This is a genomic window from Paraburkholderia sp. HD33-4, assembly GCF_021390635.1.
In the GTDB taxonomy this organism is placed as follows: domain Bacteria; phylum Pseudomonadota; class Gammaproteobacteria; order Burkholderiales; family Burkholderiaceae; genus Paraburkholderia.
On record NZ_JAJEJS010000001.1, the window covers coordinates 4,343,974 to 4,369,800 of the forward strand.

General features: G+C 62.2%; 23 protein-coding genes. 4 read left to right on the forward strand and 19 right to left on the reverse strand.

All coding sequences use genetic code 11. The features are described 5' to 3' along the window. Positions 1–117: 117 nt before the first annotated feature. The 17 genes from L0U84_RS19475 to L0U84_RS19555 all read right to left on the reverse strand — a co-directional run bounded on the left by L0U84_RS19475 (position 118) and on the right by L0U84_RS19555 (position 21,509). A complete protein-coding gene (locus L0U84_RS19475) occupies positions 118–663 on the reverse strand; it encodes an ATP synthase subunit I (protein WP_233852071.1) in 546 nt (181 codons plus the stop codon). Between the two features lie 575 nt (positions 664–1,238). Then, positions 1,239–2,126, reverse strand: a complete 888-nt coding sequence (locus tag L0U84_RS19480; protein WP_233851803.1) for a ParB/RepB/Spo0J family partition protein — start codon at positions 2,124–2,126, stop codon at positions 1,239–1,241. 18 nt (positions 2,127–2,144) lie between these two features. Then, positions 2,145–2,936, reverse strand: a complete 792-nt coding sequence (locus L0U84_RS19485; RefSeq protein WP_129956627.1) for a ParA family protein — start codon at positions 2,934–2,936, stop codon at positions 2,145–2,147. A 71-nt stretch (positions 2,937–3,007) separates the two neighbouring features. Continuing rightward, on the reverse strand, positions 3,008–3,691 hold the full coding sequence (rsmG, locus tag L0U84_RS19490; RefSeq protein ID WP_233851804.1) for a 16S rRNA (guanine(527)-N(7))-methyltransferase RsmG: 684 nt from the start codon (positions 3,689–3,691) through the stop codon (positions 3,008–3,010). After that, positions 3,688–5,646 carry a tRNA uridine-5-carboxymethylaminomethyl(34) synthesis enzyme MnmG gene (mnmG, locus tag L0U84_RS19495; RefSeq protein ID WP_233851805.1) on the reverse strand — a complete coding sequence of 653 codons (1,959 nt, stop codon included), beginning with the start codon at positions 5,644–5,646 and terminating at the stop codon, positions 3,688–3,690. The genes rsmG and mnmG overlap by 4 nt, the downstream gene beginning before the upstream one ends. A gap of 176 nt (positions 5,647–5,822) precedes the next feature. Beyond that, the gene (locus tag L0U84_RS19500) at positions 5,823–6,599 is read right to left on the reverse strand and encodes an ABC transporter ATP-binding protein (protein ID WP_233851806.1); all 777 of its coding nucleotides are present in this window, start codon (positions 6,597–6,599) and stop codon (positions 5,823–5,825) included. Further along, positions 6,599–8,383: a branched-chain amino acid ABC transporter ATP-binding protein/permease gene (locus L0U84_RS19505; RefSeq protein WP_233851807.1), complete on the reverse strand. Its 1,785-nt coding sequence runs from the start codon at positions 8,381–8,383 to the stop codon at positions 6,599–6,601. The genes L0U84_RS19500 and L0U84_RS19505 overlap by 1 nt, the downstream gene beginning before the upstream one ends. Positions 8,384–8,387: 4 nt before the next feature. Further along, complete coding sequence (locus L0U84_RS19510; RefSeq protein ID WP_233851808.1) at positions 8,388–9,443, reverse strand: branched-chain amino acid ABC transporter permease; 1,056 nt, start codon at positions 9,441–9,443, stop codon at positions 8,388–8,390. A gap of 219 nt (positions 9,444–9,662) precedes the next feature. Further along, a complete protein-coding gene (locus L0U84_RS19515; RefSeq protein ID WP_233851809.1) occupies positions 9,663–10,823 on the reverse strand; it encodes an ABC transporter substrate-binding protein in 1,161 nt (386 codons plus the stop codon). Between the two features lie 407 nt (positions 10,824–11,230). Continuing rightward, entirely contained in the window at positions 11,231–12,397 is a 1,167-nt protein-coding gene (locus L0U84_RS19520) for an ABC transporter substrate-binding protein (protein WP_233851810.1), read from the reverse strand. 553 nt (positions 12,398–12,950) lie between these two features. Next, positions 12,951–13,922 (reverse strand): branched-chain amino acid ABC transporter permease, encoded by a 972-nt coding sequence (locus L0U84_RS19525; protein WP_233852072.1) that lies wholly within the window; start codon positions 13,920–13,922, stop codon positions 12,951–12,953. After that, positions 13,922–14,806: a branched-chain amino acid ABC transporter permease gene (locus L0U84_RS19530; protein ID WP_233851812.1), complete on the reverse strand. Its 885-nt coding sequence runs from the start codon at positions 14,804–14,806 to the stop codon at positions 13,922–13,924. The genes L0U84_RS19525 and L0U84_RS19530 overlap by 1 nt, the downstream gene beginning before the upstream one ends. A gap of 192 nt (positions 14,807–14,998) precedes the next feature. Then, positions 14,999–16,213: an ABC transporter substrate-binding protein gene (locus tag L0U84_RS19535; RefSeq protein ID WP_233851813.1), complete on the reverse strand. Its 1,215-nt coding sequence runs from the start codon at positions 16,211–16,213 to the stop codon at positions 14,999–15,001. A 62-nt stretch (positions 16,214–16,275) separates the two neighbouring features. After that, the gene (locus L0U84_RS19540) at positions 16,276–17,034 is read right to left on the reverse strand and encodes an ABC transporter ATP-binding protein (protein ID WP_233851814.1); all 759 of its coding nucleotides are present in this window, start codon (positions 17,032–17,034) and stop codon (positions 16,276–16,278) included. After that, positions 17,031–17,810, reverse strand: a complete 780-nt coding sequence (locus L0U84_RS19545; protein WP_233851815.1) for an ABC transporter ATP-binding protein — start codon at positions 17,808–17,810, stop codon at positions 17,031–17,033. Before L0U84_RS19545 ends, L0U84_RS19540 begins: the two co-directional genes overlap by 4 nt. A gap of 301 nt (positions 17,811–18,111) precedes the next feature. Continuing rightward, on the reverse strand, positions 18,112–19,827 hold the full coding sequence (locus L0U84_RS19550; RefSeq protein ID WP_233851817.1) for a GMC family oxidoreductase: 1,716 nt from the start codon (positions 19,825–19,827) through the stop codon (positions 18,112–18,114). Between the two features lie 128 nt (positions 19,828–19,955). Beyond that, a complete protein-coding gene (locus L0U84_RS19555; protein ID WP_233851818.1) occupies positions 19,956–21,509 on the reverse strand; it encodes a CoA-acylating methylmalonate-semialdehyde dehydrogenase in 1,554 nt (517 codons plus the stop codon). A 150-nt stretch (positions 21,510–21,659) separates the two neighbouring features. On the opposite strand from L0U84_RS19555, the gene L0U84_RS19560 reads away from it, so the two are divergent. Continuing rightward, the gene (locus L0U84_RS19560; RefSeq protein ID WP_233851819.1) at positions 21,660–22,559 is read left to right on the forward strand and encodes a LysR family transcriptional regulator; all 900 of its coding nucleotides are present in this window, start codon (positions 21,660–21,662) and stop codon (positions 22,557–22,559) included. Between the two features lie 237 nt (positions 22,560–22,796). After that, the gene (locus tag L0U84_RS19565; protein WP_233851820.1) at positions 22,797–23,333 is read left to right on the forward strand and encodes a class IV adenylate cyclase; all 537 of its coding nucleotides are present in this window, start codon (positions 22,797–22,799) and stop codon (positions 23,331–23,333) included. A gap of 86 nt (positions 23,334–23,419) precedes the next feature. On the opposite strand, the gene L0U84_RS19570 is transcribed toward L0U84_RS19565, so the two are convergent. After that, positions 23,420–23,911, reverse strand: coding sequence for an Lrp/AsnC family transcriptional regulator (locus L0U84_RS19570; RefSeq protein WP_013090976.1), 492 nt, complete (start codon positions 23,909–23,911; stop codon positions 23,420–23,422). A 149-nt stretch (positions 23,912–24,060) separates the two neighbouring features. On the opposite strand from L0U84_RS19570, the gene phhA reads away from it, so the two are divergent. Both phhA and L0U84_RS19580 read left to right on the forward strand, forming a co-directional pair. Then, positions 24,061–24,951 (forward strand): phenylalanine 4-monooxygenase, encoded by an 891-nt coding sequence (phhA, locus tag L0U84_RS19575; RefSeq protein WP_233851822.1) that lies wholly within the window; start codon positions 24,061–24,063, stop codon positions 24,949–24,951. Between the two features lie 101 nt (positions 24,952–25,052). Beyond that, positions 25,053–25,364 carry a 4a-hydroxytetrahydrobiopterin dehydratase gene (locus L0U84_RS19580; RefSeq protein WP_442794039.1) on the forward strand — a complete coding sequence of 104 codons (312 nt, stop codon included), beginning with the start codon at positions 25,053–25,055 and terminating at the stop codon, positions 25,362–25,364. Between the two features lie 104 nt (positions 25,365–25,468). Here the strand turns inward: L0U84_RS19580 and L0U84_RS19585 are convergent, their stop codons facing one another. Next, positions 25,469–25,693 carry a DUF3717 domain-containing protein gene (locus L0U84_RS19585; protein WP_013090979.1) on the reverse strand — a complete coding sequence of 75 codons (225 nt, stop codon included), beginning with the start codon at positions 25,691–25,693 and terminating at the stop codon, positions 25,469–25,471. Positions 25,694–25,827 lie beyond the last annotated feature (134 nt).

Genomic DNA, 25,827 nt, shown 5'->3' on the forward strand with positions numbered 1-25,827 from the left:
GCCGAAATACTCTATTGCGGGAACGCGCCGGGTGCGGGTCCTGTCTCATCCGCACACCCGTGCCAGCGCCACGCGCCGGCCTAAATTCTTTTTGCTGCTATTTTTGGTGCTGCTACCTTAGCGCCACGCCAAGGCGATCCAGTAAGTCTTCAGCGCGATGAGGTAGGTCACGAGCAGCGGAATCCAGCGTACGTCGTGGTACCAGAAGGCGATTGCGACAAACATCGCAATCGTTGTCCCCATCTTGAGTGCTTCGCCGATCATCCAGCTCATCGCGGTCTCGGCGCCGCCCTGCTTTTTCAATCGTGCCGCGAACAACGCGCTCGGCACCCAGCAAATCGCGCCTCCCAGGAACGCTGACAGCGCAGCAGCGCCCGGCGGCTTGTAGAACAGCCACCACAACAGCGTTGCAACCAGGGACAAAACCATTTGCGCCGCGACGACCCTGAACGGCGTCACACGCGATGGACGACCGACGCCGGGACCAAACAGCTTTTCCGCCTCGGCCCGCGTGAGCGGAACGATATTGTTGTCTTCCTGCGCGTCATTCCACGCTTCGGCCGGATCGAACTGCCGACTGCCGGACGTATCGGGTGCGGAGCGTTCAGCGCGGTGTCTGTCGTCACCATTCTCCGGCGACAGATTCGACGTTTTGACCGCCATCGCAATGTTCCGAAAGTCTCGTTCAGCCCGCGAGTTTACGCAGCGCTTACGGGGTTGCCGTGCAATTAAATCCGGGCGATTGTAAGCGATAGTTGCAGGCAATTCAAGACTTTAGGCCAGCCTATAACCGCGTGAAACGTGCCTTCACGATGCGGTAAAACGTATGCTAACCACGCGAAACACGTCAAATGTAAGGCGGGCGGGGGATGGCAAAACCCGTGTGGGTAATCGCATGCATCGAAGCTCGTGGGAGAGGCATTTCGACGCTGCTGCGGACGTCTCGAAAATGCAACAAATGACGCTTTTTTAAGGGCTGAATGGGACAGCTGATCCAATGACCTGAATCATCCTGATCGCAAATTTCGATGATGATCGCGAGGCTTTCTGATAGCGGCACGTAAGGATGATTACCGCGCGGATGTCGCGCGCCCGAAGCTAGGATTCCTGATTATTTCCGGACCGGGTGTTTAGGAATCCACGGTAGTCGCTCGAGCGTCGGTAAACCGACTCGCGGCAGTGCTTATGCACACGCCGCCAGCCGTTCCCCCCCTTCCCCGCTGAGCGCCAATCTGCGCTCAGACGTTCGCGTTCCCGCGCAAGCGAACCAGAATGCCTTCCAGCGCATCGAGATCGCCGAAGTCCACCAGCACCTGGCCCCGACCACGTCGGCCGAGCTTGATTTTCACCGTCGCGGACAGCAGGTCCGACAGTTCCTCTTCCAGCCGTCGCGTGTCACGGCCGCCATCCGGATTCGCGCGCGCCTTGAGCGCCGGCGTCACCTTCGTGGTCATTGCGACCAGTTTTTCGGTCTCGCGCACGGACAGACGCTTGTTGACGACCTGGTTGGCCAGCGTAATCTGCGTCGCGGCATCGACGGCAAGCAACGCGCGAGCGTGGCCCATGTCGAGATCACCGGCGAGCAACATCGTCTGTACCGGCGTTGCGAGGTTCAGCAAACGCAGCAGGTTCGACACCGCACTACGCGAACGTCCGACCGACTCTGCCGCCTGTTCATGTGTGAAATTGAATTCGTCGAGCAAGCGCTGGATACCTTGGGCTTCTTCGAGCGGATTCAGATCTTCACGCTGAATGTTCTCGATCAGCGCCATCGCCGCGGCGGCCTGATCGGGCACGTCCTTCACCAGCACCGGCACCTCGTCGAGTCCCGCGAGACGCGCCGCACGAAAACGCCGCTCCCCCGCGATGATCTCATAGCGATCCGCCGCGATCGGACGCACGAGAATCGGCTGCATCAACCCTTGTGCACGGATGCTCGCCGCGAGTTCCTGCAGCGCGCCTTCGTCCATGCGCGTACGCGGCTGGTATTTGCCCGCCTGCATTTTGCCGAGCGGCAGCACGTGCGGCGCGCCGTTGATCACCACCGCCTCGGTGATATCCGCGGTGCCGCCAAGCAATGCCTCCAGACCGCGACCCAGTCCCTTCTTCCTTGCTACTGCATTCATCGTGCTTCCTCGATCCGCTTAGGATGCCAGGGGCGCGTCATTCAGCGCGCGCACCCGCTCAATCATTTCGACGCCGAACTGCACGTACGCCTGCGCGCCTCGCGACGCCCTGTCGAACACCACCCCAGGCAGCCCGTAGCTGGGCGCCTCGGCCAATCGCACGTTGCGTGGAATCACCGCGTCGAACACCTTGTCGCCGAAGTGCTCTTTCAATTGATCTGAGACTTGCTGTTGCAACGTGATGCGCGGATCGAACATCACGCGCAGCAGACCGATCACCTTTAGGTCCCGATTGAGGTTCGCGTGGACCTGCTTGATCGTGTTGACGAGGTCGGAGAGCCCTTCGAGCGCGAAGTATTCGCACTGCATCGGAATGACGACGCCGTGCGCGGCGCATAGTCCGTTGAGCGTCAGAAGCGACAAAGCCGGCGGGCAATCGATCAGCACGAAATCGTATTCGCCCACGACCGCCGCAAGCGCCGTCTTCAGCTGACGCTCGCGATTCTGCATGCTGACAAGTTCGACCTCGGCGCCCGCGAGCTCACGGTTCGCCGGCAGCACGTCGTAGTCGAGCGCCTCGGGCCGCACGCGCGCATCGGCCACCGCCACGTTGTCCACGAGCACCTCGTAGACCGTGTTCGTGCATTCGGCCTTGTCGATACCGCTGCCCATCGTGGCGTTACCTTGCGGGTCCAGATCGATGAGAAGGACTCGCTGTCCCTGCGCTGCCAGGCTCGCGGCCAGATTGACTGTGGTGGTCGTCTTGCCGACGCCGCCCTTCTGGTTCGCAACGCAGAAGATTTTTGCCATCGTTGGTGTGTCCCTTTTGCTGCTTGGATGAAGAAGAAATCGTTGAGGGTACTGACAGGCCGCGACGGCCGTCAGCTTTCGGCGTCGACTCGCACCTCAATCAGATGCCGTTCGGCGTCCAGCGACGGCACGTTCAGCCGGATGATCCGTTCCACGTGGGCGCCCGCCGGCAGACGCCCGATTTCGCCATCAGGCCGCACACCCTTCATCGCCCAGATCGCGCCCTGCTCCGCAACGAGATGACGGGCCAGTGTAACGAAATCCGAGAGTTCTGCGAATGCGCGCGAAACGATTACGTCGAACTTTGCCGGTACTTCGGCGCCAGGCCGCAGCGTCTCCACCCGCCCGGTCACAACCGACAGGTTCGCGAGGGCCAACTCGGCCTTCGCCTGCGCTTGAAAGGCCGTCTTCTTGTGGACGATGTCGTTCGTCGTGACTGTCCAATCGGGCAGCACGATCGCGAGCACGATGCCCGGCAGCCCCCCGCCCGAACCGACGTCGAGCACCGACGACGGACCGCGCGGCGCCAGGTGCGGCACGATCGACAGCGAATCGAGAATGTGCTGGATCAACATCTGCCGCGGATCGCGGATGGCCGTCAGGTTGTAGACGTTGTTCCACTTGGCGAGCAGCGCGACGTAATCGAGTAGCTTGCGCTGCTGCGCATCGCTGAGTTCGAGGCCAAGCTCACGGACACCATCCGCCAGCAATGACGCCAACGCCTGCTGGTCGATTTCCCTCTGCGCAGCCGTCATTGCACCACCGGCGTGCTGTCGGCGCCGGGTTCGGCGGGTTTCGACGGACGACGCCCAAGGCCACGCTTCAGATGAACCATCAGCAGTGAGATCGCGGCAGGCGTGATGCCTGAAATACGCGACGCCTGTCCGATCGTTTCCGGCCGGAACTGCATCAGCTTCTGGCGTGCTTCGAACGACAGCCCACGCACCTCGGTGTAGTCCAGCCCTTCCGGCAGACGCGTATTCTCTTGCGCCTCATTGCGTTCGATCTCATCGGCCTGCCGGTCGATGTAGCCTTGATACTTGACGCCGATTTCGATCTGTTCCTTGATCTTCGCGAGCAGCACCGGGTCTTCCGCCAGTGCTTCCGGGGCGCCACAAATGCCGTCACGCAGCCCGCAGACGCCGTCGTAGCTGACGCCCGGACGACGCAGCAGGTCCGCGAGACTGTATTCGTGGTCGATCTGCTTGCCGAGCAAGGCAGTCGCTTCTTCGGCGGATAAAGTCTTAGGATTGACCCAGGTCGAACGCAAGCGCTGTGTTTCACGTGAAACAGCGTCACGTTTGCGACTGAAGGCGTCCCAGCGGGCGTCATCGACGACACCCAGCTCACGGCCGATCTCCGTCAACCTCATATCGGCGTTGTCTTCGCGCAAGCTCAGACGGTACTCCGCGCGGCTCGTGAACATCCGGTACGGCTCTGACACGCCGCGCGTGACCAGATCATCAACGAGCACGCCGAGATAAGCCTGGTCGCGGCGCGGGCACCACGCCTCCTTGTCTTGCACGAAAAGACCTGCGTTGATGCCAGCCAGAACACCCTGTGCCGCCGCCTCTTCGTAGCCGGTCGTACCATTGATCTGTCCCGCGAAGAACAGCCCACTGATTACCTTCGTTTCCAGCGATGCCTTCAGCCCGCGCGGATCGAAATAGTCGTACTCGATCGCGTAGCCGGGGCGCAGGATATGCGCATGCTCGAGGCCACGCATCGAGCGCACCAGCTCGAGCTGCACGTCGAAGGGAAGGCTCGTCGAGATCCCGTTCGGATAGAACTCGTTGGTCGTCAGCCCTTCCGGCTCGAGGTAGATCTGATGCGATTCCTTCGATGCAAACCGGTGAATCTTGTCCTCGATCGACGGGCAATAGCGCGGCCCCACCCCCTCGATCACACCCGTGTACATCGGCGAACGATCGAGACCGCCGCGAATGATGTCGTGCGTCCGTTGATTCGTATGCGTGACCCAGCACGGCACCTGGCGCGGGTGCTGTTCGACGCGCCCTAGGAATGAGAACACTGGCACCGGATCCAGATCGCCAGGCTGCTCTTCGAGCAGCGAATAGTCGATCGTGCGGCCGTCGATTCGCGGCGGCGTACCCGTCTTCAGCCTACCCTGCGGCAGCTTCAGTTCTTTCAGCCGCGCCGACAGCGAAACCGCAGCTGGATCGCCCGCGCGGCCGCCGGTGTAGTTGTTCAACCCGACATGAATCTTGCCGTCGAGGAACGTGCCAGCCGTCAATACCACCGCGCGCGACCGGAAACGAATGCCCACTTGCGTGACCGCACCGACCACACGGTCGCCTTCGACCATCAGATCGTCGACGGCCTGCTGAAACAGCCACAAGTTGGGCTGATTCTCCAGCCGATGGCGGATCGCCGCTTTGTACAGCACGCGGTCAGCCTGAGCGCGCGTCGCGCGGACGGCTGGTCCTTTCGACGAATTCAGGATACGAAACTGGATGCCGCTTTCGTCGGTAGCGGCCGCCATGGCGCCGCCGAGCGCGTCGACTTCCTTGACCAGATGGCCTTTGCCAATGCCGCCGATCGACGGATTGCAGCTCATCTGACCCAGGGTTTCAATGTTATGGGTCAAAAGCAGCGTTTTATTGCCCATACGCGCCGACGCCAAAGCGGCTTCGGTGCCGGCATGACCGCCGCCGACGACGATTACGTCAAATTCTGTGGGAAAAAGCATCGCGGGATCTCACGCCAGATCGTCGCGTGAGCCTTCAAAAGAAAATGTATGGGCGAATTATAACGGGTTCAGTTTCGGCCCGAATTTCGTCCGAATGGTGAAACAATAAAAAAGCGGTGTGTTTCACGTGAAACACACCGCTTTCAGAGACCGCCGCTAAGCGAGAAAGTGCGAGCCTAGGCGACTTTTTTCGCAAGGCCAAGATACGTTTCAATCACCCGCGGATTTTGCGCGAGGTCGATTGCCGGTCCTTCCAGTGCCAGCTCGCCGGTTTCCAGCACGTAGCCGTAGTCCGAGATCTGCAATGCGGCGCGCGCATTCTGCTCGATCAGCAGCGTCGCGACGCCCGTCTGCCGCAACGCGCTGATGATGTGGAAAATTTCCTTCACGATCAGCGGCGCGAGTCCGAGGCTCGGCTCGTCCAGCATCAGTAGATCGGGCTTGCCCATCAGCGCACGGCCTACCGCGAGCATCTGCCGCTCGCCACCTGAAAGCGTCCCAGCCGCCTGCTTGCGCCGCTCCTTCAGCCTCGGGAACAGTTCGAACACCGGTTCCAGCTGATCGAGAAAGTTGCGCTCCCCTGCCCGCTTCCGCCGGTACGCGCCAAGCAGCAGATTGTCTTCGACCGTCATCGATGCGAACAGCTCGCGCTTTTCCGGCACGAGGCACATACCGAGTGCGACCCGTTTTTCGACCGGCACCGCGCTGACGTCTTCGCCCTGATAGGAGACCGCGCCTTTCGCATGACCGGACGTGGGCAATGCGCCCATGATCGCGTTCAGCAGCGTCGATTTGCCCGCGCCGTTCGGACCGATCACGGAGACGATCTGCCCCGCGCGCACCTTGATCGCCGCATTGTGCAGCGCCTCGACCTTGCCGTAGCGGACCGACAAATGATCCACTTCGAGAATCGGTGCCGCGGCCGCCACATTGGTCGTTGTCGTGTTGTCCATCATTCCACCCCACCCAGATACGCTTCGAGCACCGCTGGATCCTGCTGCACTTCCTGTGGCAGACCTTCAGCGATCCGCGTACCGAATTCCATCACCACGAGCCGGTCCGTCAGATTCATCACGAAATCCATATCGTGCTCGACGAGCAGCACACTCATCCCTTCCGCCTTCAGCCTGCGCAGCAGATCTGCGAGTTGAAGCTTTTCCTGATAGCGCAGACCGGCAGCCGGCTCGTCGAGCAATAGCAGAGTCGGATCGCAGCAAAGCGCGCGCGCAATTTCGAGAATCCGCTGCTGACCGAGCGCGAGGCTGCCTGCCTCGTCATACATATGCTGTTCGAGACCGACGCGGCGAATCTGCCGAGCGGCTTCGGCCATCAGCCGCGCCTCTTCCGAGCTGTTCAGCCGCACGACGCTGCGCCACACACCCGCATGGCCACGCAGATGCGCGCCGATCGCGACGTTCTCGAGCACGGTCATGCCCGGCAGCAGCTTCACGTGCTGGAACGTCCGGCCGATGCCACGCTTGACGATTTCACGTGAACTCAGCGCATCGATGCGCTCGCCGCGGAACGTGATTTCGCCACTCGTGGCCTGCAGCACGCCGGTCACGAGATTGAACGTCGTCGACTTACCGGCGCCGTTCGGTCCGATCAGCCCGATGATCTGCCCGGCTTTGACCTCGAAGCTCACGTCGTTCACCGCGACGAGGCCGCCGAACTGCTTGCGCGCCTTGTTCACCGTCAACAGATCTTCGCCGGCCTGTGGCTTGTTGCGTTGCGGCAGCGGCTCCGCGTGATCTGCGAGATGCGCACGCGGGCCACGCGGGAAAAAGCGCGCGACGAACGGCCATACGCCCTGCCGTGCGTACTGAAGCAGTAGCACCATGATGATGCCGAATACGATCACCTCGAAGTTGCCGTTCTCGCCGAGCAGTTTCGGCAGCAGAGTCTGCAGATAGTCTTGCAGCACGGTCAGGATCGCCGCGCCGAGCACCGCCCCCCAGACGTGGGAGACGCCGCCTACCACCGCCATGAACAGAAACTCGATGCCATGATTCAGCCCAAACGGCGTCGGATTCACCGCACGCTGCAAGTGCGCGTACAGAAAGCCCGAAACCGACGCGAGCACCGCGGCATACACGAAGATCACAACGCGCATCCAGCCGGTGTTGACGCCCATCGCCTCGGCCATCAGACCACCGCCGCGCAGCGCGCGAATTGCTCGACCCGGTCGACTATTAAGCAAATTCTGAACAGAGACGACCGCGCCGAGCACGACCACCCATATCAGGTAATAGATATGGCGCCCGGACTCGAGGTTGATCCCAAAAACATTCAGCACCGGGATGCCATTGATGCCGTCGTACTTGCCGAGCATGTCGAGATTGCCGAACAGGTAGAACAGCGCGAGCCCCCACGCAATCGTGCCGAGCGGCAGGAAGTGCCCGGACAGACGCATCGTCACGAGACCGAGCATCAGCGCGACCAGCGCAGTCACGATCACGCCCGCGATCAGTGCGAGCCACGGCGACACGCCGAAGTTCGTCGTCAGATACGCGGTCGCATAGGCGCCGATGCCGACGAACGCGGCCTGCCCGAAGCTCGTCATCCCGCCGATACCGGTCAACAGCACGAGGCCGATCGCGACGATCGAATAGAGGCCGATATAGTTCAGCAGCGTGACCCAGTACTCGGGCACATGAATCGGATGCGGTAGAACCGGCAACGCGAACAGCACCACGAGGAATAACCAGAAGAACTTCTTTTGCATGATCCGTTTCATCGCGTCACTCCTCTTCCTCTTCGGCGTGCGGGCTCGCAAGACTGCGCCACAGCAGCACCGGGATGATCAGCGTGAACACGATCACTTCCTTGTAAGCACTGGCCCAGAACGACGAATACGACTCCAGCAGACCGACGAGAATCGAGCCGGCCGCCGCCAGCGGATAGCTGACCAGACCGCCGATGATCGCGCCCACGAAGCCCTTCAAACCGATCAGGAAGCCCGAGTCGTAGTAGATCGTGGTGAGCGGCGCGACGAGGATGCCGCACAGTGCGCCGAGCCCCGCCGCGAGCGTGAAAGCGAGGCGCCCCGCCTGCGTCGTGCCGATGCCGACAAGCCGCGCGCCGAGCCGGTTCACCGACGTCGCGCGCAACGCCTTGCCGGAGATCGAGCGATCGAAGTACAGGTACAGCGCGCCGATCAGCACGACCGCGGTGCCGATCACCCACAGGCTTTGCCCGGAGATCGACAACGTGCCGATGTTGAACGTCGCATCGGAAAACGCGTTGGTGCGTGAGCCTTCAGCGCCGAACATCACGAGGCCGAGACCGACCATCGCGAAATGCACGGCCACCGCCACGATCAGCAGCAGCAACGTGGTCGCCTCCGCGATCGGCTCATACGCAAGCCGATAAACGAACGGACCCATCGGAATCACGATCAGCAGCGTCAGCGCGATCTGCACGATCATCGGCAGCGGCTGCAGGAAGATGCCGCGCGTGAGCGCGTAGACCGCGATCGGAAATAGCAGGTACTTCCCTGCCAGCACAGGCAGCGTGCGCACCGCATGACGACGCCGCTCCGCGTGCCTCAACACGCCCGCCGTTTCGACGACGAAGCAGGCGGCGCCCATCGCCATCAACAACCAGCAGGTGGCTGGAAACTTCTGCGTCTGCAGTGCGGCGAGCGTCAACGCGCCGTACGAAACGAACTCCCCTTGCGGGATGAAGATCACCCGTGTGACGGAGAACACCAGCACCAGCGCAAGCGCGAGCAGCGCGTAGATCGCGCCGGTCGTGATGCCGTCCTGCGCGAGAATCGCCGCAATTGATAGATCCATACTTCCTCGTCCTGAAGCGTCGAAATCGAAAACCGGGAATGAGTCGTGATCGTGTGGCTCGTAGCGGGCCATCGATCTGCAATGCCCGAAAAGACAACCGCCGCGCCGGGACTCGGCGCGGCGGTCGATGCCATTGTCATCGAACACAATGGCAATGCGGCGTCATGCACCGCAGATTGCGCGAGAGGCGCGTACCGCTAGTTGTCTTTGTAACCGCTCTTAATTGTTCTGCAGCTTCCACTTGCCGTCGACGATCTGCACGATCACGCGCGCGCGCTGATCGAGGCCGTTGTGGTCGTTCGCGGTGGTGTTCATGATGCCGTGCGACACCGGCAGCTCCTTGATGTTTTCGAGCGCATTGCGCAGCGCCATGCGGAATTCGGGCGTGCCCGGCTGTGCGGTCTTCAGCGCGACCGGAATGGCAGCCTGCAACATCTGGCCGGCATCCCATGCGTGACCGCCGAAGGTCGCGACCGAACCCACGCCGTACGCCTTCTCATAGGCATTCTTATAGGCTTCCGACGACTTCTTCACCGGGTTCGAATCCGGCAATTGATCGACGACGAGAATCGGACCGGCCGGCAGCAATTCGCCTTCGCAATCCTTGCCGCACACACGCAGGAAATCGTTGTTGGCGACACCGTGCGTCTGATAGATCTTGCCCTTGTAGCCACGCTCCTTCAGCGTCTTGGCCGGCAGCGCCGACGGCGTGCCCGAGCCTGCGATCAGCACCGCGTCGGGATTCGCGCCCATCGTCTTCAGCACCTGGCCCGTCACCGATGCATCGGTGCGGTTGAAGCGCTCGTTCGACACGATCTTCAGGTTGTGGGCTTTCGCTGCGGCGTCGAACGTCGTGTTCCAGCTGTCGCCGTATGCGTCCGAGAAGCCGATGAAGCCGACCGTCTTTACGCCATGGTGCTGCATGTAATCGGCGATGGCATCGGCCATCAGGCTGTCGTTCTGGGGCGGCTTGAAAGCCCAGGCGCGCTTCGCATCCATCGGCTGGATGATCGCGGCCGATGCCGCGAGCGAGATCACCGGCGTCTTGCCTTCAGCGGCCGGATCGAGCATCGCGAGCGAATTCGGCGTGACAGTCGAGCCGATGATCGCGTCGACGTGGTCTTCGTCGATCAGCTTGCGCGTGTTTTGCACGGCCTTGCTGGTGTCCGACCCGTCGTCGAGGATGATGTACTGCACGCTCTTGCCGCCGATCTCCTTCGGCAGCAACGCGATCGTGTTCTTCTCAGGAATCCCGAGCGACGCGGCCGGCCCCGTCGTCGACAGCGTGACGCCGATCTTCACCTGCGCGAATGCCGCCCCCGCGCCGCACATCAGCGCCATCGCTATGCCGGTACGTACCCAATGCCTTGTCTTTTTCATTGCGAGTCTCCAAACGCCTTGAAATGCGCCTATCTGTAAACCGGCCTGCTGGGCCGGGTGTCTGAATCTAGTGAGCGGGTTCAGGTGTGCCAAGCATGGTTTTCCCTGCTCGGCGCGCATACCCTCCCCGCCGTGTCGAGTACCGCTCCTGTCGCGGCGCATTCTTGTCATACGCCGCGTTTCTGCGCCGCGGCTCTATTCCAACCTAGCATTCCCAAACTACTAATATGTTAGTAGCTTGCGTTCTGCATTATCGACGGTCAAGAGAGCTTGCGCCAAATGCGGGTTTGTCCTGAAGCCGCGAAACCACACTTTTGCGCGCTGCAGACACCTCGCACGGGCAATAAAAAAGACGCGTCAACTGCACGCGTCTTTTTCGATGAGGTCTTCTGGCGCAGAGCCTTCGCTCAGTCGCCGGCGAGCTTCCACTTGCCGTCGACGATCTGCACCATCACGCGCGCCCGCTGATCGAGACCCGCGTGGTCATTCGCGCTCATGTTGAAGATGCCGTGCGACGCGGGCAGATCTTTCGTGCCTTCGAGCGCAGCACGCAGCGCCTCGCGGAATGCCGGTGTGCCAGGCTGCCCCTTCTTCAACGCGAGCGGGATCGCATGTTGCAGCAGCAGACCCGCGTCCCAGGCGTGACCGCCGAACGTCGACACGGATCCTGCGCCATACGCCGTTTCATACGCGTGCTTGTATGCGAGCGCGCTCTTCTTTACCGGATTCGCCTCGGGCAGTTGCTCGGCGACCAGCAGCGGGCCGGCGGGCAGCCACGTGCCTTCGCAATCCTTGCCGCACACGCGCAGGAAGTCGTTGTTGGCGACGCCGTGCGTCTGATAGTACTTGCCCTTGTAACCGCGTTCCTTCAGCGTTTTCTGCGGCAGCGCGGCCGGTGTGCCCGCACCGGCGATCAGTACCGCGTCCGGATTCTGCGACATCATCTTCAGCACCTGGCCTGTGACCGACGCATCGTTGCGTGCGAACCGCTCGTTCGCGACGATCTTGATCTTGGCGAGGTCGGCGGCTTTGCTGAATTCCTTGAACCAGCTCTCGCCGTACGCGTCGGAAAACCCGATGAACGCGACCGTTTTCACGCCGTGATTGGCCATGTGCTGCGCGATCGCCGTGGCCATCAGAATGTCGTTTTGCGGCGTCTTGAAGACCCATGCTCGTTTCGCGTCCATCGGCTCGACGATGCCCGCGGCCGCGGCCAGCGAGATCATCGGCGTGGAAGTTTCGGCGGCGACGTCGATCATGGCGAGCGAGTTCGGCACGACGGTCGAGCCGATCAGTGCATCGACGTGGTCTTCGCTCGTGAGCTTGCGAGCGTTCTTCACCGCCTGGGTGGAATCGGTTGCGTCGTCGAGGACGATGTAGTCGATTTTCTGGCCCGCTACCTCTTTCGGCAGCAGCGCAATCGTGTTCTTTTCCGGAATGCCGAGCGATGCCGCCGGACCCGTTGCCGACACGGTGACGCCGATTTTCACGTCCGCGAATGCATGGCCGCTCCATGCAGCCGAAACCCCGGTGGCGACCAATGCCGCGCTGATCCAACGCAATGCCGACTTCATCCTGCTCCTCTATTAACCCCGTTATTCAATTGCAATTAAATCCGCGGATTCAATTGCCAACCCAGTGGTCGGTGAATAGTGAGTTTAGCGGACGCAAGCGCCGTGCTGCAAGCGTTTCACAGGCTTCGCCGTTTACATGCAATGGCTTCCGAGGAATAAAAAATGGCGCGCGAAACGGCGAGATATTGAGTCGAAGAAGATCAAAAATACAAATAAAAAAGCGCTGTTGGATATCAATCCAACAGCGCTTTCTTCTGGGCACTGAGTGCCTCAATTGTCTCCTCGTTCTCCACCTGCAAATTCGTGGTGCATCAGAACTGCATGAAGATTAAACGACCACCCAAGCAGTAACAACTAGCAATTACCCTAGTGGTGCACTGCGGCACCGAATTGGGGCGCGTTCGCCTGATTTCGTCACACAGTTTGCCACAGGTTCGCTCGAGCCTCCGATCCAGCGGACCTTCGGCACGCCTCGCCATTGAATCGGAGACCGAAGCAATTGCGTATCGCACTGCATCAAGCGGCGGCCGCGCGCGACATCAATCCGACGATCTCAGGCCCGCAACGGCCGCACACGCGCGACGATCTCACCCACGATGCCGCGCCGGAAAGCCAGCACACACGCGATGAAAATCAGCCCCGTGACGATCGTCACCGATTCGCCTAGCGAGCGGAACCAGTCGATGCCGGTCATCGACGCAAGCGCCGAGCCGATATCGCCGAGCCTGTCTTCGAGCGATACGATCAGCGCGGCACCGAGCAACGGCCCGAACAGCGTGCCCATACCTCCGACCAGCGTCATCAGGATCACCAGGCCGGACATCGTCCAATAGGCGTCGCTCAACGTTTCGAAGCCCTGCACCAGCACCTTCAGCGAACCCGCGAGGCCCGCGATGCCGGCCGACAGGATGAATGCGAGCAGCTTGAAGCGGTCGGTGTCATAGCCGAGCGACACCGCGCGCGGCTCGTTTTCCTTGATCGCGACGAGCACCTGCCCGAACGGCGAGTGCACGATCCGCACGATCAGCAGGAACGCCGCGACGATCACCGCGAGCACGACGAAATACAGCGCGACATCCGACGACAGACTCAGCAGGCCGAACAGATTCCCGCGCGGCACGCCTTGCAGGCCGTCTTCACCGTGCGTGAACGGCGCCTGCAGGAACACGAAATAAACCATCTGCGCGAGCGCAAGCGTCACCATCGCGAAGTAGATGCCCTGACGGCGAATCGCGAAGAAGCCGACCACAAGCCCAAGCAGCGTCGCCGCCGCGGTGCCGCTCAGCACGCCGAGCTCGGGCGAAAAGCCGAGCGTCTGCATCGCATAGCCGGTCACGTAGCCGGCCGACGCGAGAAACATCGCATGACCAAAGGACAGCAGGCCCGTATAGCCGATCAGCAGATTGAAGGCGGCCGCGAACAGCGCGAAGCACAGCACCTTCATCACGAAGAGCGGATAGATGCCGAGCACCGGCACCGCGAGCAACACGATCAGCAGCAGACCGTAGAGCACTTTTCTCTGCATCATTTTTCCCTGCCGAAAAGACCCGCCGGACGCACGAGCAGCACGAGCGCCATGATCACGAAGACGACCGTCGCCGATGCTTCGGGGTAGAACACACGCGTGAGCCCTTCGACGACGCCGAGCATCAGGCCGGTCAGAATCGAGCCCATGATCGAGCCCATGCCGCCGATCACGACCACCGCGAACACGGTGATGATCATCGGCTGGCCCATTAGAGGCGAGACCTGAATCACCGGCGCCGCGAGCACACCCGCAAACGCCGCGAGCGCGACGCCGAAGCCATAGGTCAGCGTGATCATCAACGGCACATTGACGCCGAACGCCTCGACGAGCTTCGGGTTCTCGGTGCCCGCGCGCAGATACGCGCCAAGCCGCGTCTTCTCGATCACGAACCATGTCGCAAAGCACACGACCAGCGACGCGACGACCACCCATGCGCGATAGTTCGGCAGATACATGAAGCCGAGATTGGTCGCGCCCGACAGCACCGAAGGCACGTCATACGGCTGGCCCGACGAACCGTAGATCGAATGGAACACGCCTTCGATCACGAGCGTGAGGCCAAACGTCAGCAACAGGCCATACAGATGATCGAGCTTGTAAAGCCAGCGCAGCATCGAGCGCTCGATCGCGACGCCGACGAGCCCGACGAGCAGCGGCGCGAGCACGAGCATCACCCAGTACGGCAGATTGAAATACGACAGCCCCATCCACGCGAGCATCGCGCCGAGCATGAACAGCGCGCCGTGCGCGAAGTTGATCACGTTGAGCAAGCCGAAAATCACAGCCAGCCCGAGGCTCAGAATCGCGTAGAACGAGCCGTTCACGAGTCCGAGCAGAAGCTGGCTCAGCATCGCCGGCAGCGGAACGCCAAAGATGTCCATTGAAGCCCTTAGCCCTTCAAGCCATCGTCAAGGTGAGAAACGGTGACGCACGATCCGGCCGGCACGCGACGAGCGGCGACGCTGCCCATCGCGTGCGGCATCTGAAACGCTTACCCGCCGGCGCGTGCCCATGCACCGCCGACGGTTCTCTCAGGTCTGCGCGGTCCTTGACCGCATCCTGCGCGTTCGCGCTTACTTCCAAAGCGCGCAGCGGGTCTGCGCCTTGGTCGTGAAGGCCTGATCGCCCGGAATCGTCGCCATGATCTTGTAGTAATCCCACGGCTCCTTCGATTCGGCCGGCGTCTTCACCTGCATCAGGTACATGTCGTGGATCATGCTGCCGTCCTGGCGGATGTAGCCCTTCGCGTAGAAGTCGTCGATCTTGGTCTTGCGCAGCTGCGCCATCACCTTGTCCGGATCGGTCGAGCCCACCGCCTGCACTGCCTTCAGATAGTTCATCGTCGCCGAGTAGTCGGCAGCCTGCAGGCTCGACGGCATCTTCTTCATCTTGTCGAAGTAGCGCTGCGACCACTTGCGGGTGTCGGCGTCCTTGTTCCAGTACCAGCTGTCGGTCAGCACGAGACCTTGCGTCGTTTCCAGACCGAGGCTATGGACGTCGTTGATGAACATCAGCAGCGCAGCGAGCTTCATCGTCTTCGTGATGCCGAATTCCTTGGCGGCCTTGATCGAGTTGATCGTGTCGCCGCCCGCGTTCGCGAGACCGAGGATCTGCGCCTTCGACGCCTGCGCCTGCAGCAGGAACGACGAGAAGTCCGACGCCGACAGCGGATGACGCACCGAGCCGAGCACCTGCCCGCCGTTCGCCTTCACGACCTCCGAGGTCGCTTTTTCGAGCGCCTTGCCGAATGCGTAGTCTGCCGTCAGGAAGTACCACGTCTTGCCGCCCTGCTTCGTCACCGCCGAGCCCGTGCCGTTCGCGAGCGCGGTCGTGTCATATGCGTAGTGGATCGTGTACGGCGTGCATTGCTCGTTGGTCAGCGTATCGGCGCCGGCGCCGACGTTGATGTAGACCTTGTGCTTTTCGCCCGCGACGGTATTCATCGACAGACCGGTCGCCGAGTTCGTGCCGCCGATCAGCATGTCGACGCCATCGCGGTCGAACCATTCGCGAGCGCGCGACGCCGCGATGTCGGCCTTGTTCTGGTGATCCGCGTACAGCACCGTGATCGGCTTGCCGTTGACCTTGCCGCCGAAGTCGGCGACCGCCATCCGGATCGCTTCAAGTCCGCCCGGCCCGTCGATATCCGCGTACAGTCCCGACAAATCCGTGATGAAGCCGATCTTCACGGCATCGTCGGCCGCTTGCGCGCTGCCCAGCGTCAGTGCGGCGCCGGCGGCGACCGCGAAACAGAGCGAGGCAATTCGCGCGAGTGGATTCTTTTTCATGCGTGTCTCCTGGTTCTTCGCTTGTGGTTATCAGAGGCAGTCGGGCGTGAAAGGGTCCGTGTCTATACGCCCAGTAAATCGTGCAGCACAGGCATCTTGCCTTCGAGCTCGCCGGCCCCGAAATGCTCGACGATCATGCCGTGCTCCATCACATAGAAACGATCCGCGAGCGGCGCGGCGAAGCGGAAGTTCTGCTCGACCATCACGATCGTGTAGCCGCGCGACTTCAGCGTGATGATCATGCGTGCGAGCGACTGCACGATCACGGGTGCGAGCCCTTCCGAAATCTCGTCGAGCAGCAGCAGATTCGCGCCGGTGCGCAGAATTCGCGCGACCGCGAGCATCTGCTGCTCGCCGCCCGAAAGTCGCGTGCCCTGGCTCATGCGCCGCTCCTGCAGATTCGGGAACATCGCGTAGATTTCCTCGAGCGACATCATGTGCGCCTTGTCGCCGACGGTCGGCGGCAGCAGCAGATTTTCCTCGCACGACAGGCTCGAAAAAATGCCGCGCTCTTCCGGGCAATAGCCGATGCCGCAATGCGCGATGCGATGCGTGGGCAGGCCGATCGTCTCGCGTCCGTCGATGCGGATCGAGCCGGTACGGCGGCCCGTAAGACCCATGATCGCGCGCAGCGTCGTGGTGCGGCCCGCGCCATTGCGTCCGAGCAGCGTCACGACCTCGCCGCGGCCGACAGACAGATCGACGCCGTGCAGAATGTGGGATTCCCCGTACCAGGCTTGCAGGCCCGCGATTTCCAGCGCGGGTGCGCCGCTTTTCGTTTCGTTCGCTTCGAGGCCTTCGCGCTCGACCGTCGTATTCATGCGTGGGCTCCGGCGAGCGCCGCGTCGGCGCTGCCCATGTAGGCTTGCATCACGAGCGGATTCTTCGACACTTCCGCGTAGCTGCCCTCGGCGAGCACTTCGCCCCGTTGCAGCACGGTGATCGTGTCGGAGATACCGGCGATCACGTTCATATTGTGCTCGACCATCAGAATCGTGCGGCCCGCCGATACTTTCTTGATCAGCGCGGTCACTCGGTCGACATCCTCATGACCCATGCCTTGCGTCGGTTCGTCGAGCAGCATCAGCTCCGGCTCCATCGCGAGGGTGGTCGCGATTTCGAGCGCGCGCTTGCGGCCGTACGCGAGTTCGACGGTCAACACATCGGCGAAATCGGTCAGGCCGACCTGGGTCAGCAGATCCATCGCGCGATCGTCCAGACGCTGTAGCGTACGTTCGCTCTTCCAGAAGTGAAACGCGGTGCCGAGCGAACGCTGCAAACCGATGCGCACGTTCTGCAATGCCGTCAGATGCGGAAATACCGCGGAAATCTGGAACGAACGAATGATGCCCCGCCGCGCGATCTGGGCGGGACGTTCACTGGTGATGTCGACGCCGTTGAAAACGATCTGACCCGCGGTGGGTTCGAGAAATTTGGTGAGCAGATTGAAGCAGGTGGTTTTGCCCGCTCCATTGGGGCCGATCAGCGCATGGATCGAGCCACGGCGCACGCGCAGGTTCACGCCGTTCACGGCGACAAAGCCTTTGAACTCACGGGTGAGGCCGCGAGTTTCGAGAATCGTATCGCCGAGAATCATGTTCCCTTCCATACGGAGTAAGGCGAAGCACTACGATCTTTCCGCGCTAAGCTCTGCGCGACTTGTTATTTTGGCGGCACCCCTTGCCGCTCGTTGGCGTGCTGCACCAATCCGGACGGTGATCCATGACGCGGCACGCAGCATGGCTGCCATTGTCGCCCCAATGATGCAGCGCATTCATTGGGATTTGCACTTAGTGAACGAGGCCCGCGCCGTGCGCACGTGACGCACGGTTCGCACGCTTCACGTATGCGGCGGAAAACATGACCGATACGCTCACTACGCATGTCACGCATGCATGTCACACAGCCGACATCGAAGCGAAGACACCCGTTTGCGCGGCCATGCTGCCGCTCACGCGCGCGCGACGATCCTCGCGAATCATGTCGCTCGCGCGCTCGGCGATCATCAGCGTAGGCGAATTGGTGTTGCCCGAGGTGATGTTGGGCATCACCGACGCATCGACGACACGCAGGCCTTCGACTCCGATAACCCGTAGCCGGTTGTCGACGACCGCGGCGGGATCGTCGCTCGTGCCCATGCGGCAGGTGCCGACCGGATGGAAGATCGTCGTGCCGACCGCGCCCGCGGCCTGCTGCAATTCTTCTTCACTCTGATACTGGAGGCCCGGCAGGATCTCCCGCGGCTGATAGCGCGCGAGAGCGGGCGCCGCGACGATGCGACGCGTGAGACGCAGCGCGTTCGCGGCGACGTGGCGGTCGTACTCGGTCGACAGATAATTCGGCGCGATCAACGGTGGCGCGCAAGCATCGGCCGACGCTATATGAATGCTGCCGCGCGAGGTGGGCCGCAACTGACACACCGAAGCCGTGAACGCATTGAAGCGATGCAGCGGTTCGCCGAAGCGATCGAGCGACAAAGGCTGCACGTGATACTCGAGATCGGGTCGCGCGAGCGAGCGATCGTCCGCGTCGGACTTCGCGAACGCGCCGAGTTGCGACGGCGACATCGACATCGGTCCGCTTTGAAACAACGCGTACTGGATGCCGATCTTCAGCTTGCCCCACCAATGCGCGGACATCGTATTCAGCGTGCGCACGCCCTGCACCTGGTACGCCATGCGCAGTTGCAGATGGTCCTGCAGATTTTCGCCGACGCCGCGCAGATCCTGAACGACCTCGATACCGAGATTCTGCAGACGCGCACCATCGCCGACGCCAGATAACTCGAGCAATTGCGGCGAGTTGACCGCGCCCGCGCAAAGGATCACTTCGCAACGCGCTTTGGCGAGATATTCGACGTCCCCGCCACGATATTCGACACCGGTGCAGCGCCGGCCATCGAACACGACGCGCTGCGTGTGGGCACCGGTAATGACCGTGAGATTCCCGCGCTTCAGCGCAGGCCGCAAAAATGCCTTCGACGCATTCCAGCGAATGCCGCGCTTCTGATTGACGTCGAAGTAGCCGACGCCGCTGTTGTCGCCGCGATTGAAATCGTCGGTGGCGGGAATGCCCGTTTGTTGCGCGGCTTTCGCGAACTCCTCGAGAATCTTCCATTTGAGTCGCTGCTTTTCGACGCGCCAGGGTCCGCCCGCGCCGTGCGCTTCGTTGGCGCCGCCGTGGTGATCCTCGCTGCGCTTGAAGACCGGCAGCACCGCGTTCCATGACCACGTGCTGTCGTTCGTTACGCGCGCCCACTCGTCGTAGTCTTCGCGCTGGCCTCGCATGTAGATCATGCCGTTGATCGACGAACTGCCGCCGAGCACACGCCCACGTGGATACGAAAGCGTGCGGCCATTCAGACCCGGCTCGGCCTGGGTCTTGTACAGCCAGTCCGTACGCGGATTGCCGATGCAATACAGGTAGCCGACCGGCACGTGAATCCAGTGGTAGTCGTCTTTGCCGCCGGCTTCGAGCAGCAGCACCTGGACGTCGGGATCTTCGGTGAGCCGGTTCGCCAGCACGCAGCCCGCGGTGCCCGCGCCGACGATGACGTAGTCGAACTCGCCTTCGAGCCGCCGAGCGGCGCGAGGGGTACTGTCGGTATGACCCATCGTTCAGTCTCCTAAGCATTTCTGCGGCGCAAACGTGGAGGCTCAATTGCTTCCAGGCTTGCGCCGCGACGCGCTCTTATTGTTTTGCTGGTGCGCCTGCCGGCCTGATGCCGCGCAAAGCCGCCAGCTTATTTGGCGACCGGCATCGTGAATTCGGCGCCCTTCGCGATGCTGTCGGGCCAGCGCTGCATGATGCTCTTGTAGCGCGTGTAAAACCGCACGCCTTCCTCGCCGTACGCGTGATGATCGCCAAATAGCGACTTCTTCCAGCCGCCGAACGAGTGCCATGCCATCGGCACCGGAATCGGCACGTTGATGCCGACCATGCCGATCTCGATCTGCCGTGAAAACGCGCGCGCAACGCCGCCGTCGGACGTGAACAGCGACACGCCGTTCGCAAACTGATTCGCGTTGATCAGCTCGACCGCGGAGGCAAAGTCCGGCACGCGCACGACGCACAGCACCGGTCCGAAAATCTCCTCGCGGTAGATCTTCATGTCGGGCGAAACGTCATCGAATAGCGTGCCGCCGAGGAAGAAGCCCTTCTCGTGCCCGGCGACCTGATGACCGCGGCCATCGACGACCAGCTTCGCGCCCGCGGCGACGCCGGCGTCGATATAACCGACCACCTTGTCGCGATGGGTGCCTGTGACGAGCGGCCCCATCTCGGCTGCCGCTTCCATGCCGTTGAGGATCTTCAGGCTCTTCACGCGCGGCGTCAGACGCTCGATCAGCTCGTCGGCGATATGCCCCACCGCGACCGCCACCGAGATCGCCATGCAGCGCTCGCCGGCCGAGCCGTAAGCGGCGCCGATCAGTGCGTCGACCGCCTGGTCCAGATCCGCGTCGGGCATCACGACGAGGTGATTCTTGGCACCGCCCAACGCCTGCACGCGCTTGCCGTGCTTCGTGCCTTCCGTGTAGATGTATTCCGCGATCGGCGTCGAGCCGACGAACGACAGCGCGCTCACCTCAGGATGCACGAGCAGCGCATCGACCGCTACCTTGTCGCCGTGCACGACGTTGAACACACCGTCGGGCAGGCCCGCTTCCTTCAGCAGTTCGGCGAGCCGGTTCGACGCGGACGGATCGCGTTCGGACGGTTTCAGCACGAAAGTGTTGCCGCACGCGATCGCGACCGGGAACATCCAGCACGGCACCATCATCGGGAAATTGAACGGGGTGATGCCCGCGACCACGCCGAGCGGCTGCCGCAGATTCCAGTTGTCGATGCCGCCGCCGATCTGATCGGTGAAATCGGTCTTCAGCAGATTGGGGATGCCGCATGCGAATTCGACGATTTCGATGCCGCGCATCACCTCGCCCTTTGCATCGGAAAATACCTTGCCGTGCTCGCGCGTGATCAGCTCCGCGAGTTCGTCGTGGTGACGGTCGAGCAATTCCTTGAACTTGAACAGCACCCGCGCGCGTTTGATCGGCGCGGTGTCGCTCCAGGCGGGAAACGCGGCTTTGGCGGCGGAAACCGCGGCGTCCACCTCGGCGACGCTCGCGAGCGGCACGCGCACGCTGACGCTGCCGAGCGCCGGATTGAAGACGTCGCCGAAGCGCCCGCTCGTACCTTCGACGGTCTTGCCGTTGATGAAATGGCTCAGCGCGGGTGCACTCGCCGCGCCGCGTGCGGCTTCGTTCTGGACGATTGCGTCGGGATATGTCTCGCTCATCTCGTTCCTCTTTCCTGTGAAATCTCTTCCGCTTCGCGCCTCGATGCCGAGCGCGCAAGCGTGTGTCGAACGCCAAGCGTACGGCGCTCATAGGCGACAAATCCAATGAGTATTGCTCAACTGAGCTATAAGCCGCGCTAATATCAAGATATGGATCTGACTCTGCTTAGGGCCTTCGTCACCGTCGCGCGCGAGGGCAACCTCACGCGTGCCGCGGTGCAACTGCATCTGACCCAACCTGCCGTCAGCCTGCAGATCAAGCACCTGCAGGAGACGCTCGGCGTGACGCTGTTCACGCGGACTTCGCACGGGCTCGCGCTGACGCGCGACGGCCAGGCGCTGCTGCCGCACGCCGAACGCGCGCTCGGCGCGGCAGCCGACGTGGAGCGCGCCGCGCAATCGCTTCGCCAGGAAGTGCGCGGGCGGCTGCGCATCGGCACGATTCTCGACCCGGAGTTTCTGCGCCTCGGCGGCTTCCTGAAGCAGCTGGTCGAGACCTGGCCGCAAATCGAAACCGCTCTGCGCCACGGCATGTCGGGCTGGGTGCGCGAGCAGATTCGCGCGGGCGAGCTCGACGTCGGCTATTACATCGGCCTGCCATCCGACGACGACACCCGCGACGGCGCCACCTTTCACGCGGTCACGCTCACGCATTTCCAGTATCGCGTGCTCGCGCCGGCGGGCTGGAAAGATCGCGTGAAGGGTGCGCGGGACTGGCGCTCGCTCGCGGCTCTGCCGTGGATCTGGACCCCGCCGGCGTCCGCGCACAACCGGCTGCTGTCACGCTGTTTCGGCGAGGCGGGCGTAAAGCCCGTCAAGGTGGCCGAGGTGGACCAGGAGCCGTCGATGCTCGATCTGGTCAAGTCGGGCGTCGGTCTCACACTTGCCCGCGACGCGACCGCAATCGCCGAGGCGCATGCGCACGCGCTCACGATCGTCGATGGCATCACGGTGCCGACGCAGTTGAGCTTCATCACGCTCGACGAGCGTAAAAACGAGCCGGCGATCGCGGCGGCGTTGAAGCTGATCGAACAGCAGTGGGCGATTTGAGGGGGACGCTCTGACGCATTGCGATATGAGTCTCGCTAATGCCCGCCCTGTCTCGCCTCCCCGCCGAGCTGAAACCGCTCCGTCACGAAGTTTTTGCTAGATTGTCGGTTTGTGCTCGCGCAACGCCGTCGCACCGCTTCCCGTTCCGCCTGACTTCGTCCTTCCCTCGGCTTCTCCCCGGCATCCCCCGCAATCCCGGAAGCCGCCGATCACTGCGCCCAACCACAGGAGCCTGACATGGCACGCAACATCGAAATCAAAGCCCGCGCCCAGCATTTCGACCAACTGCGCGAGCGCGCCGCGCAGCTCGCGACGGACGCGCCGCTGATCTTCCGCCAGCAAGACTTTTTCTACGACGTGCCCCGCGGCCGCCTGAAGCTGCGCCAGTTCGACGACGGCACGCCGGCCGAGCTGATCTTCTACCAGCGCGACGACCGCGACGGCCCGAAGGCGTCGTACTACACGCGCAGCCCGGTAACGAACCCCGAAGCGATGCACGCGCTGCTCGCGACCGCGCTGACGACGCGCGGCATCGTCTCGAAAGAGCGGCACGTGTATCTGATCGGACGCACGCGGATTCATCTGGATCGCGTCGACGGTCTCGGCGATTTCGTCGAACTCGAAGTGGTGCTCGCGCAGGAAGACGACGAAGAAGGCGGCCACGCCGAGGCGCAAGCGATGTTCAAGAGCCTCGGCGTATCCGAAGCGGATCTGGTGCCGGTCGCGTATGTCGATCTGCTGAATGCCGAAGACGAGCCGAAGCAGGCGGCATAAAGATCGCGTCGCCGCAGGGGCCGCGGCACCGCATGCGCGGCCCCCTCTTCCTGTAAGTCGCCACTACCGGCAACCGCCTCAAACCCTCAAACCGGCGCCGCTCCTGGTGCCAGATGCCCGAGCGGCAACGGCCCATTGCGCTTGAACGTGGTCAGCACGATATTCGAGCGCACGCTATCGACACCCGGCACGCGCATCAGCTTCTTCATCACGAAGGTCGACAGGTAGTTCAGATCCGGCGCGACGATGCGCAGCAGATAGTCGGCATCGCCGACGACCGCGTGACATTCGAGCACTTCGGGCAGCACGTCGATCTGCTGCTGAAACTGCTCGATGATCGAATCGCCGTGATGCTTGAGCTTCAGGCTCGTGAAAGCGGTGACGCCGAGCCCGAGCTTTTCGGGCCGCAGCACGACGCGATAGCCATCCACCACGCCGACCTGTTCCAGCCGCTGCAAGCGTCGCCCGATCTGCGACGGCGACAGCGGCACCTGCTCTGCCAGTTGCTGATGCGTGGCGCGGCCAAAGCGCTGCAGCACGTCGAGCAGCGCGAGATCGAAGTGATCGAGTTCAAGCATGGGCATATCCCGCATCAATTGACCATTTGATGCACGATTATTTCATATAAGCGTGCTTACGCGCCAATCTTGCGCCCTTCCCGCACAGACTCCGCTCTACACTCGCATTCACCGATTTCAAGCGATTCCTCTGTCAAAGCCGCTTCGCCATGTCCACTGCCAGCACCGCCAGACTCAAAGAACAGTTCGACGCCGGTCTCGAGACCCGCGCCGACTTTACGATCGACCAGGCGCTAGAACGCTACGGCACGGCCGACCATGCGGTCTGGCAACAACTGTACGCGCGGCAAACGGCGTTGCTCGAAGGCCGTGTCTGCGATGAATTCCTCGCGGGCGTCGAGCGCATCGGCCTGCCTCCCGAGCGCGTGCCCTCCTTCGACGACGTCAACGCAAAGCTCACGCCCGCAACAGGCTGGCGCATCGTCGCGGTGCCCGGCCTCGTGCCGGACCAGGTGTTCTTCGAGCATCTGGCGAATCGCCGCTTTCCGGTCACCTGGTGGATGCGTCGCCCCGACCAGCTCGACTACCTGCAGGAGCCCGACTGCTTTCACGACCTATTCGGCCATGTGCCGCTGCTGATCAACCCGGTATTCGCCGACTACATGCACGCGTACGGCCGCGCCGCGCTCGCTGCCAATGACGCGGGCGCGTTGCCGCTGCTCGCGCGGCTCTATTGGTACACAGTGGAGTTCGGGCTGATCCGCGATGCCGCGAGTCCGAACGGCGTGAAGATCTATGGCGCAGGCATCGTCTCGAGCAAGACCGAGACGCTATACAGCCAGCAAAGCGCGGCGCCGAACCGGCTCGGCTTCGCGCTCGAACGCGTGATGCGCACGCGTTATCGCATCGATACGTTCCAGAAAACCTACTTCGTCATCGATGACTTCGCGCAACTGTTCGGCGTCGCACAAACCGACTTCGCGCCGCTGCTGACAAAGCTCGCCAATGCACCCGCCTACGCGGCGGGCGACGTATTCGACGGCGACTGCGTGATCACACGTGGAACCCGCGACGGCTGGCTCGCCAGCGGCGACGTCTGAAGGTGAAGCCGCCGCAAATCGACCCGGCCCGGCGTGAGGCGAGCATTGAGCAATCGTGAAAAAATAACGGATTCGCCCCGCCTGCCGGCGCAGCGTGTTCGATCAGCGAGGTAACAAATACCATGATTCAGAAACTGACTTCCGACGAACGCACCCAGCAACTGGCAAAACTGAATCGCTGGCAAAACGCGGCGGGGCGTGACGCGATTCGCCGGACATTCGAGTTCGCCGACTTCAACGAGGCGTTCGGCTTCATGACGCGCATCGCGATCAAGGCGCAGGAGATGGATCACCATCCGGAGTGGTTCAACGTGTACAACAAAGTCGACATCACGCTATCGACCCACGAAGCGAACGGCGTGACCGAACGCGACATCGCGCTCGCCACATTCATCGACAGTATTTCTATGTAATACAAATAATTACGGGCGTTTATGCGTGTTTATACACAGCTTGCCGCGTAATCAGGCCACAATGAAAGGACAATGCAGGCAATTCCCTGGTCAAACCTTCAGTTCTACAGGCTATTCTTAAGTTGAACGTAAGCTTCCCAAGCCTGCCTGGCAATCGGGTCGAAACGATCGAGTGATAGCGACTGCTGACGCTGTACAATCAGCAGCGCATACGGCTTGGAGAGCGCGCTTGCCTCCTTGCACAGAACGTGTTCGTCGCCGCTTGAAGGTGAGCGGGCGCGCCAGAAGTTGATTGCGGCTTCCAGTTCGTGAATGCTGATCTCGGACATGGCTTCGTGATGACTGGCACGGCGCTTCGAGTCGGTTCGACAGCTGCCTGGTGGGGCGTTAGCCGCCGCTTCGCACGCTGGCTGTGTAGCAGGCGCCCTGGCGAACCGCTTGCCCAAACGCCTAAACCCATTGT

What these genes read in the sequence shown, in the direction of transcription:
- L0U84_RS19475 (WP_233852071.1), bottom strand. Translation starts at nt 663, where the DNA reads ATGGCGGTCAAAACGTCGAATCTGTCGCCGGAGAATGGTGACGACAGA.
- L0U84_RS19480 (WP_233851803.1), bottom strand. Translation starts at nt 2,126, where the DNA reads ATGAATGCAGTAGCAAGGAAGAAGGGACTGGGTCGCGGTCTGGAGGCA.
- L0U84_RS19485 (WP_129956627.1), bottom strand. Translation starts at nt 2,936, where the DNA reads ATGGCAAAAATCTTCTGCGTTGCGAACCAGAAGGGCGGCGTCGGCAAG.
- rsmG (WP_233851804.1), bottom strand. Translation starts at nt 3,691, where the DNA reads ATGACGGCTGCGCAGAGGGAAATCGACCAGCAGGCGTTGGCGTCATTG.
- mnmG (WP_233851805.1), bottom strand. Translation starts at nt 5,646, where the DNA reads ATGCTTTTTCCCACAGAATTTGACGTAATCGTCGTCGGCGGCGGTCAT.
- L0U84_RS19500 (WP_233851806.1), bottom strand. Translation starts at nt 6,599, where the DNA reads ATGGACAACACGACAACGACCAATGTGGCGGCCGCGGCACCGATTCTC.
- L0U84_RS19505 (WP_233851807.1), bottom strand. Translation starts at nt 8,383, where the DNA reads ATGAAACGGATCATGCAAAAGAAGTTCTTCTGGTTATTCCTCGTGGTG.
- L0U84_RS19510 (WP_233851808.1), bottom strand. Translation starts at nt 9,443, where the DNA reads ATGGATCTATCAATTGCGGCGATTCTCGCGCAGGACGGCATCACGACC.
- L0U84_RS19515 (WP_233851809.1), bottom strand. Translation starts at nt 10,823, where the DNA reads ATGAAAAAGACAAGGCATTGGGTACGTACCGGCATAGCGATGGCGCTG.
- L0U84_RS19520 (WP_233851810.1), bottom strand. Translation starts at nt 12,397, where the DNA reads ATGAAGTCGGCATTGCGTTGGATCAGCGCGGCATTGGTCGCCACCGGG.
- L0U84_RS19525 (WP_233852072.1), bottom strand. Translation starts at nt 13,922, where the DNA reads ATGCAGAGAAAAGTGCTCTACGGTCTGCTGCTGATCGTGTTGCTCGCG.
- L0U84_RS19530 (WP_233851812.1), bottom strand. Translation starts at nt 14,806, where the DNA reads ATGGACATCTTTGGCGTTCCGCTGCCGGCGATGCTGAGCCAGCTTCTG.
- L0U84_RS19535 (WP_233851813.1), bottom strand. Translation starts at nt 16,213, where the DNA reads ATGAAAAAGAATCCACTCGCGCGAATTGCCTCGCTCTGTTTCGCGGTC.
- L0U84_RS19540 (WP_233851814.1), bottom strand. Translation starts at nt 17,034, where the DNA reads ATGAATACGACGGTCGAGCGCGAAGGCCTCGAAGCGAACGAAACGAAA.
- L0U84_RS19545 (WP_233851815.1), bottom strand. Translation starts at nt 17,810, where the DNA reads ATGATTCTCGGCGATACGATTCTCGAAACTCGCGGCCTCACCCGTGAG.
- L0U84_RS19550 (WP_233851817.1), bottom strand. Translation starts at nt 19,827, where the DNA reads ATGGGTCATACCGACAGTACCCCTCGCGCCGCTCGGCGGCTCGAAGGC.
- L0U84_RS19555 (WP_233851818.1), bottom strand. Translation starts at nt 21,509, where the DNA reads ATGAGCGAGACATATCCCGACGCAATCGTCCAGAACGAAGCCGCACGC.
- L0U84_RS19560 (WP_233851819.1), top strand. Translation starts at nt 21,660, where the DNA reads ATGGATCTGACTCTGCTTAGGGCCTTCGTCACCGTCGCGCGCGAGGGC.
- L0U84_RS19565 (WP_233851820.1), top strand. Translation starts at nt 22,797, where the DNA reads ATGGCACGCAACATCGAAATCAAAGCCCGCGCCCAGCATTTCGACCAA.
- L0U84_RS19570 (WP_013090976.1), bottom strand. Translation starts at nt 23,911, where the DNA reads ATGCTTGAACTCGATCACTTCGATCTCGCGCTGCTCGACGTGCTGCAG.
- phhA (WP_233851822.1), top strand. Translation starts at nt 24,061, where the DNA reads ATGTCCACTGCCAGCACCGCCAGACTCAAAGAACAGTTCGACGCCGGT.
- L0U84_RS19585 (WP_013090979.1), bottom strand. Translation starts at nt 25,693, where the DNA reads ATGTCCGAGATCAGCATTCACGAACTGGAAGCCGCAATCAACTTCTGG.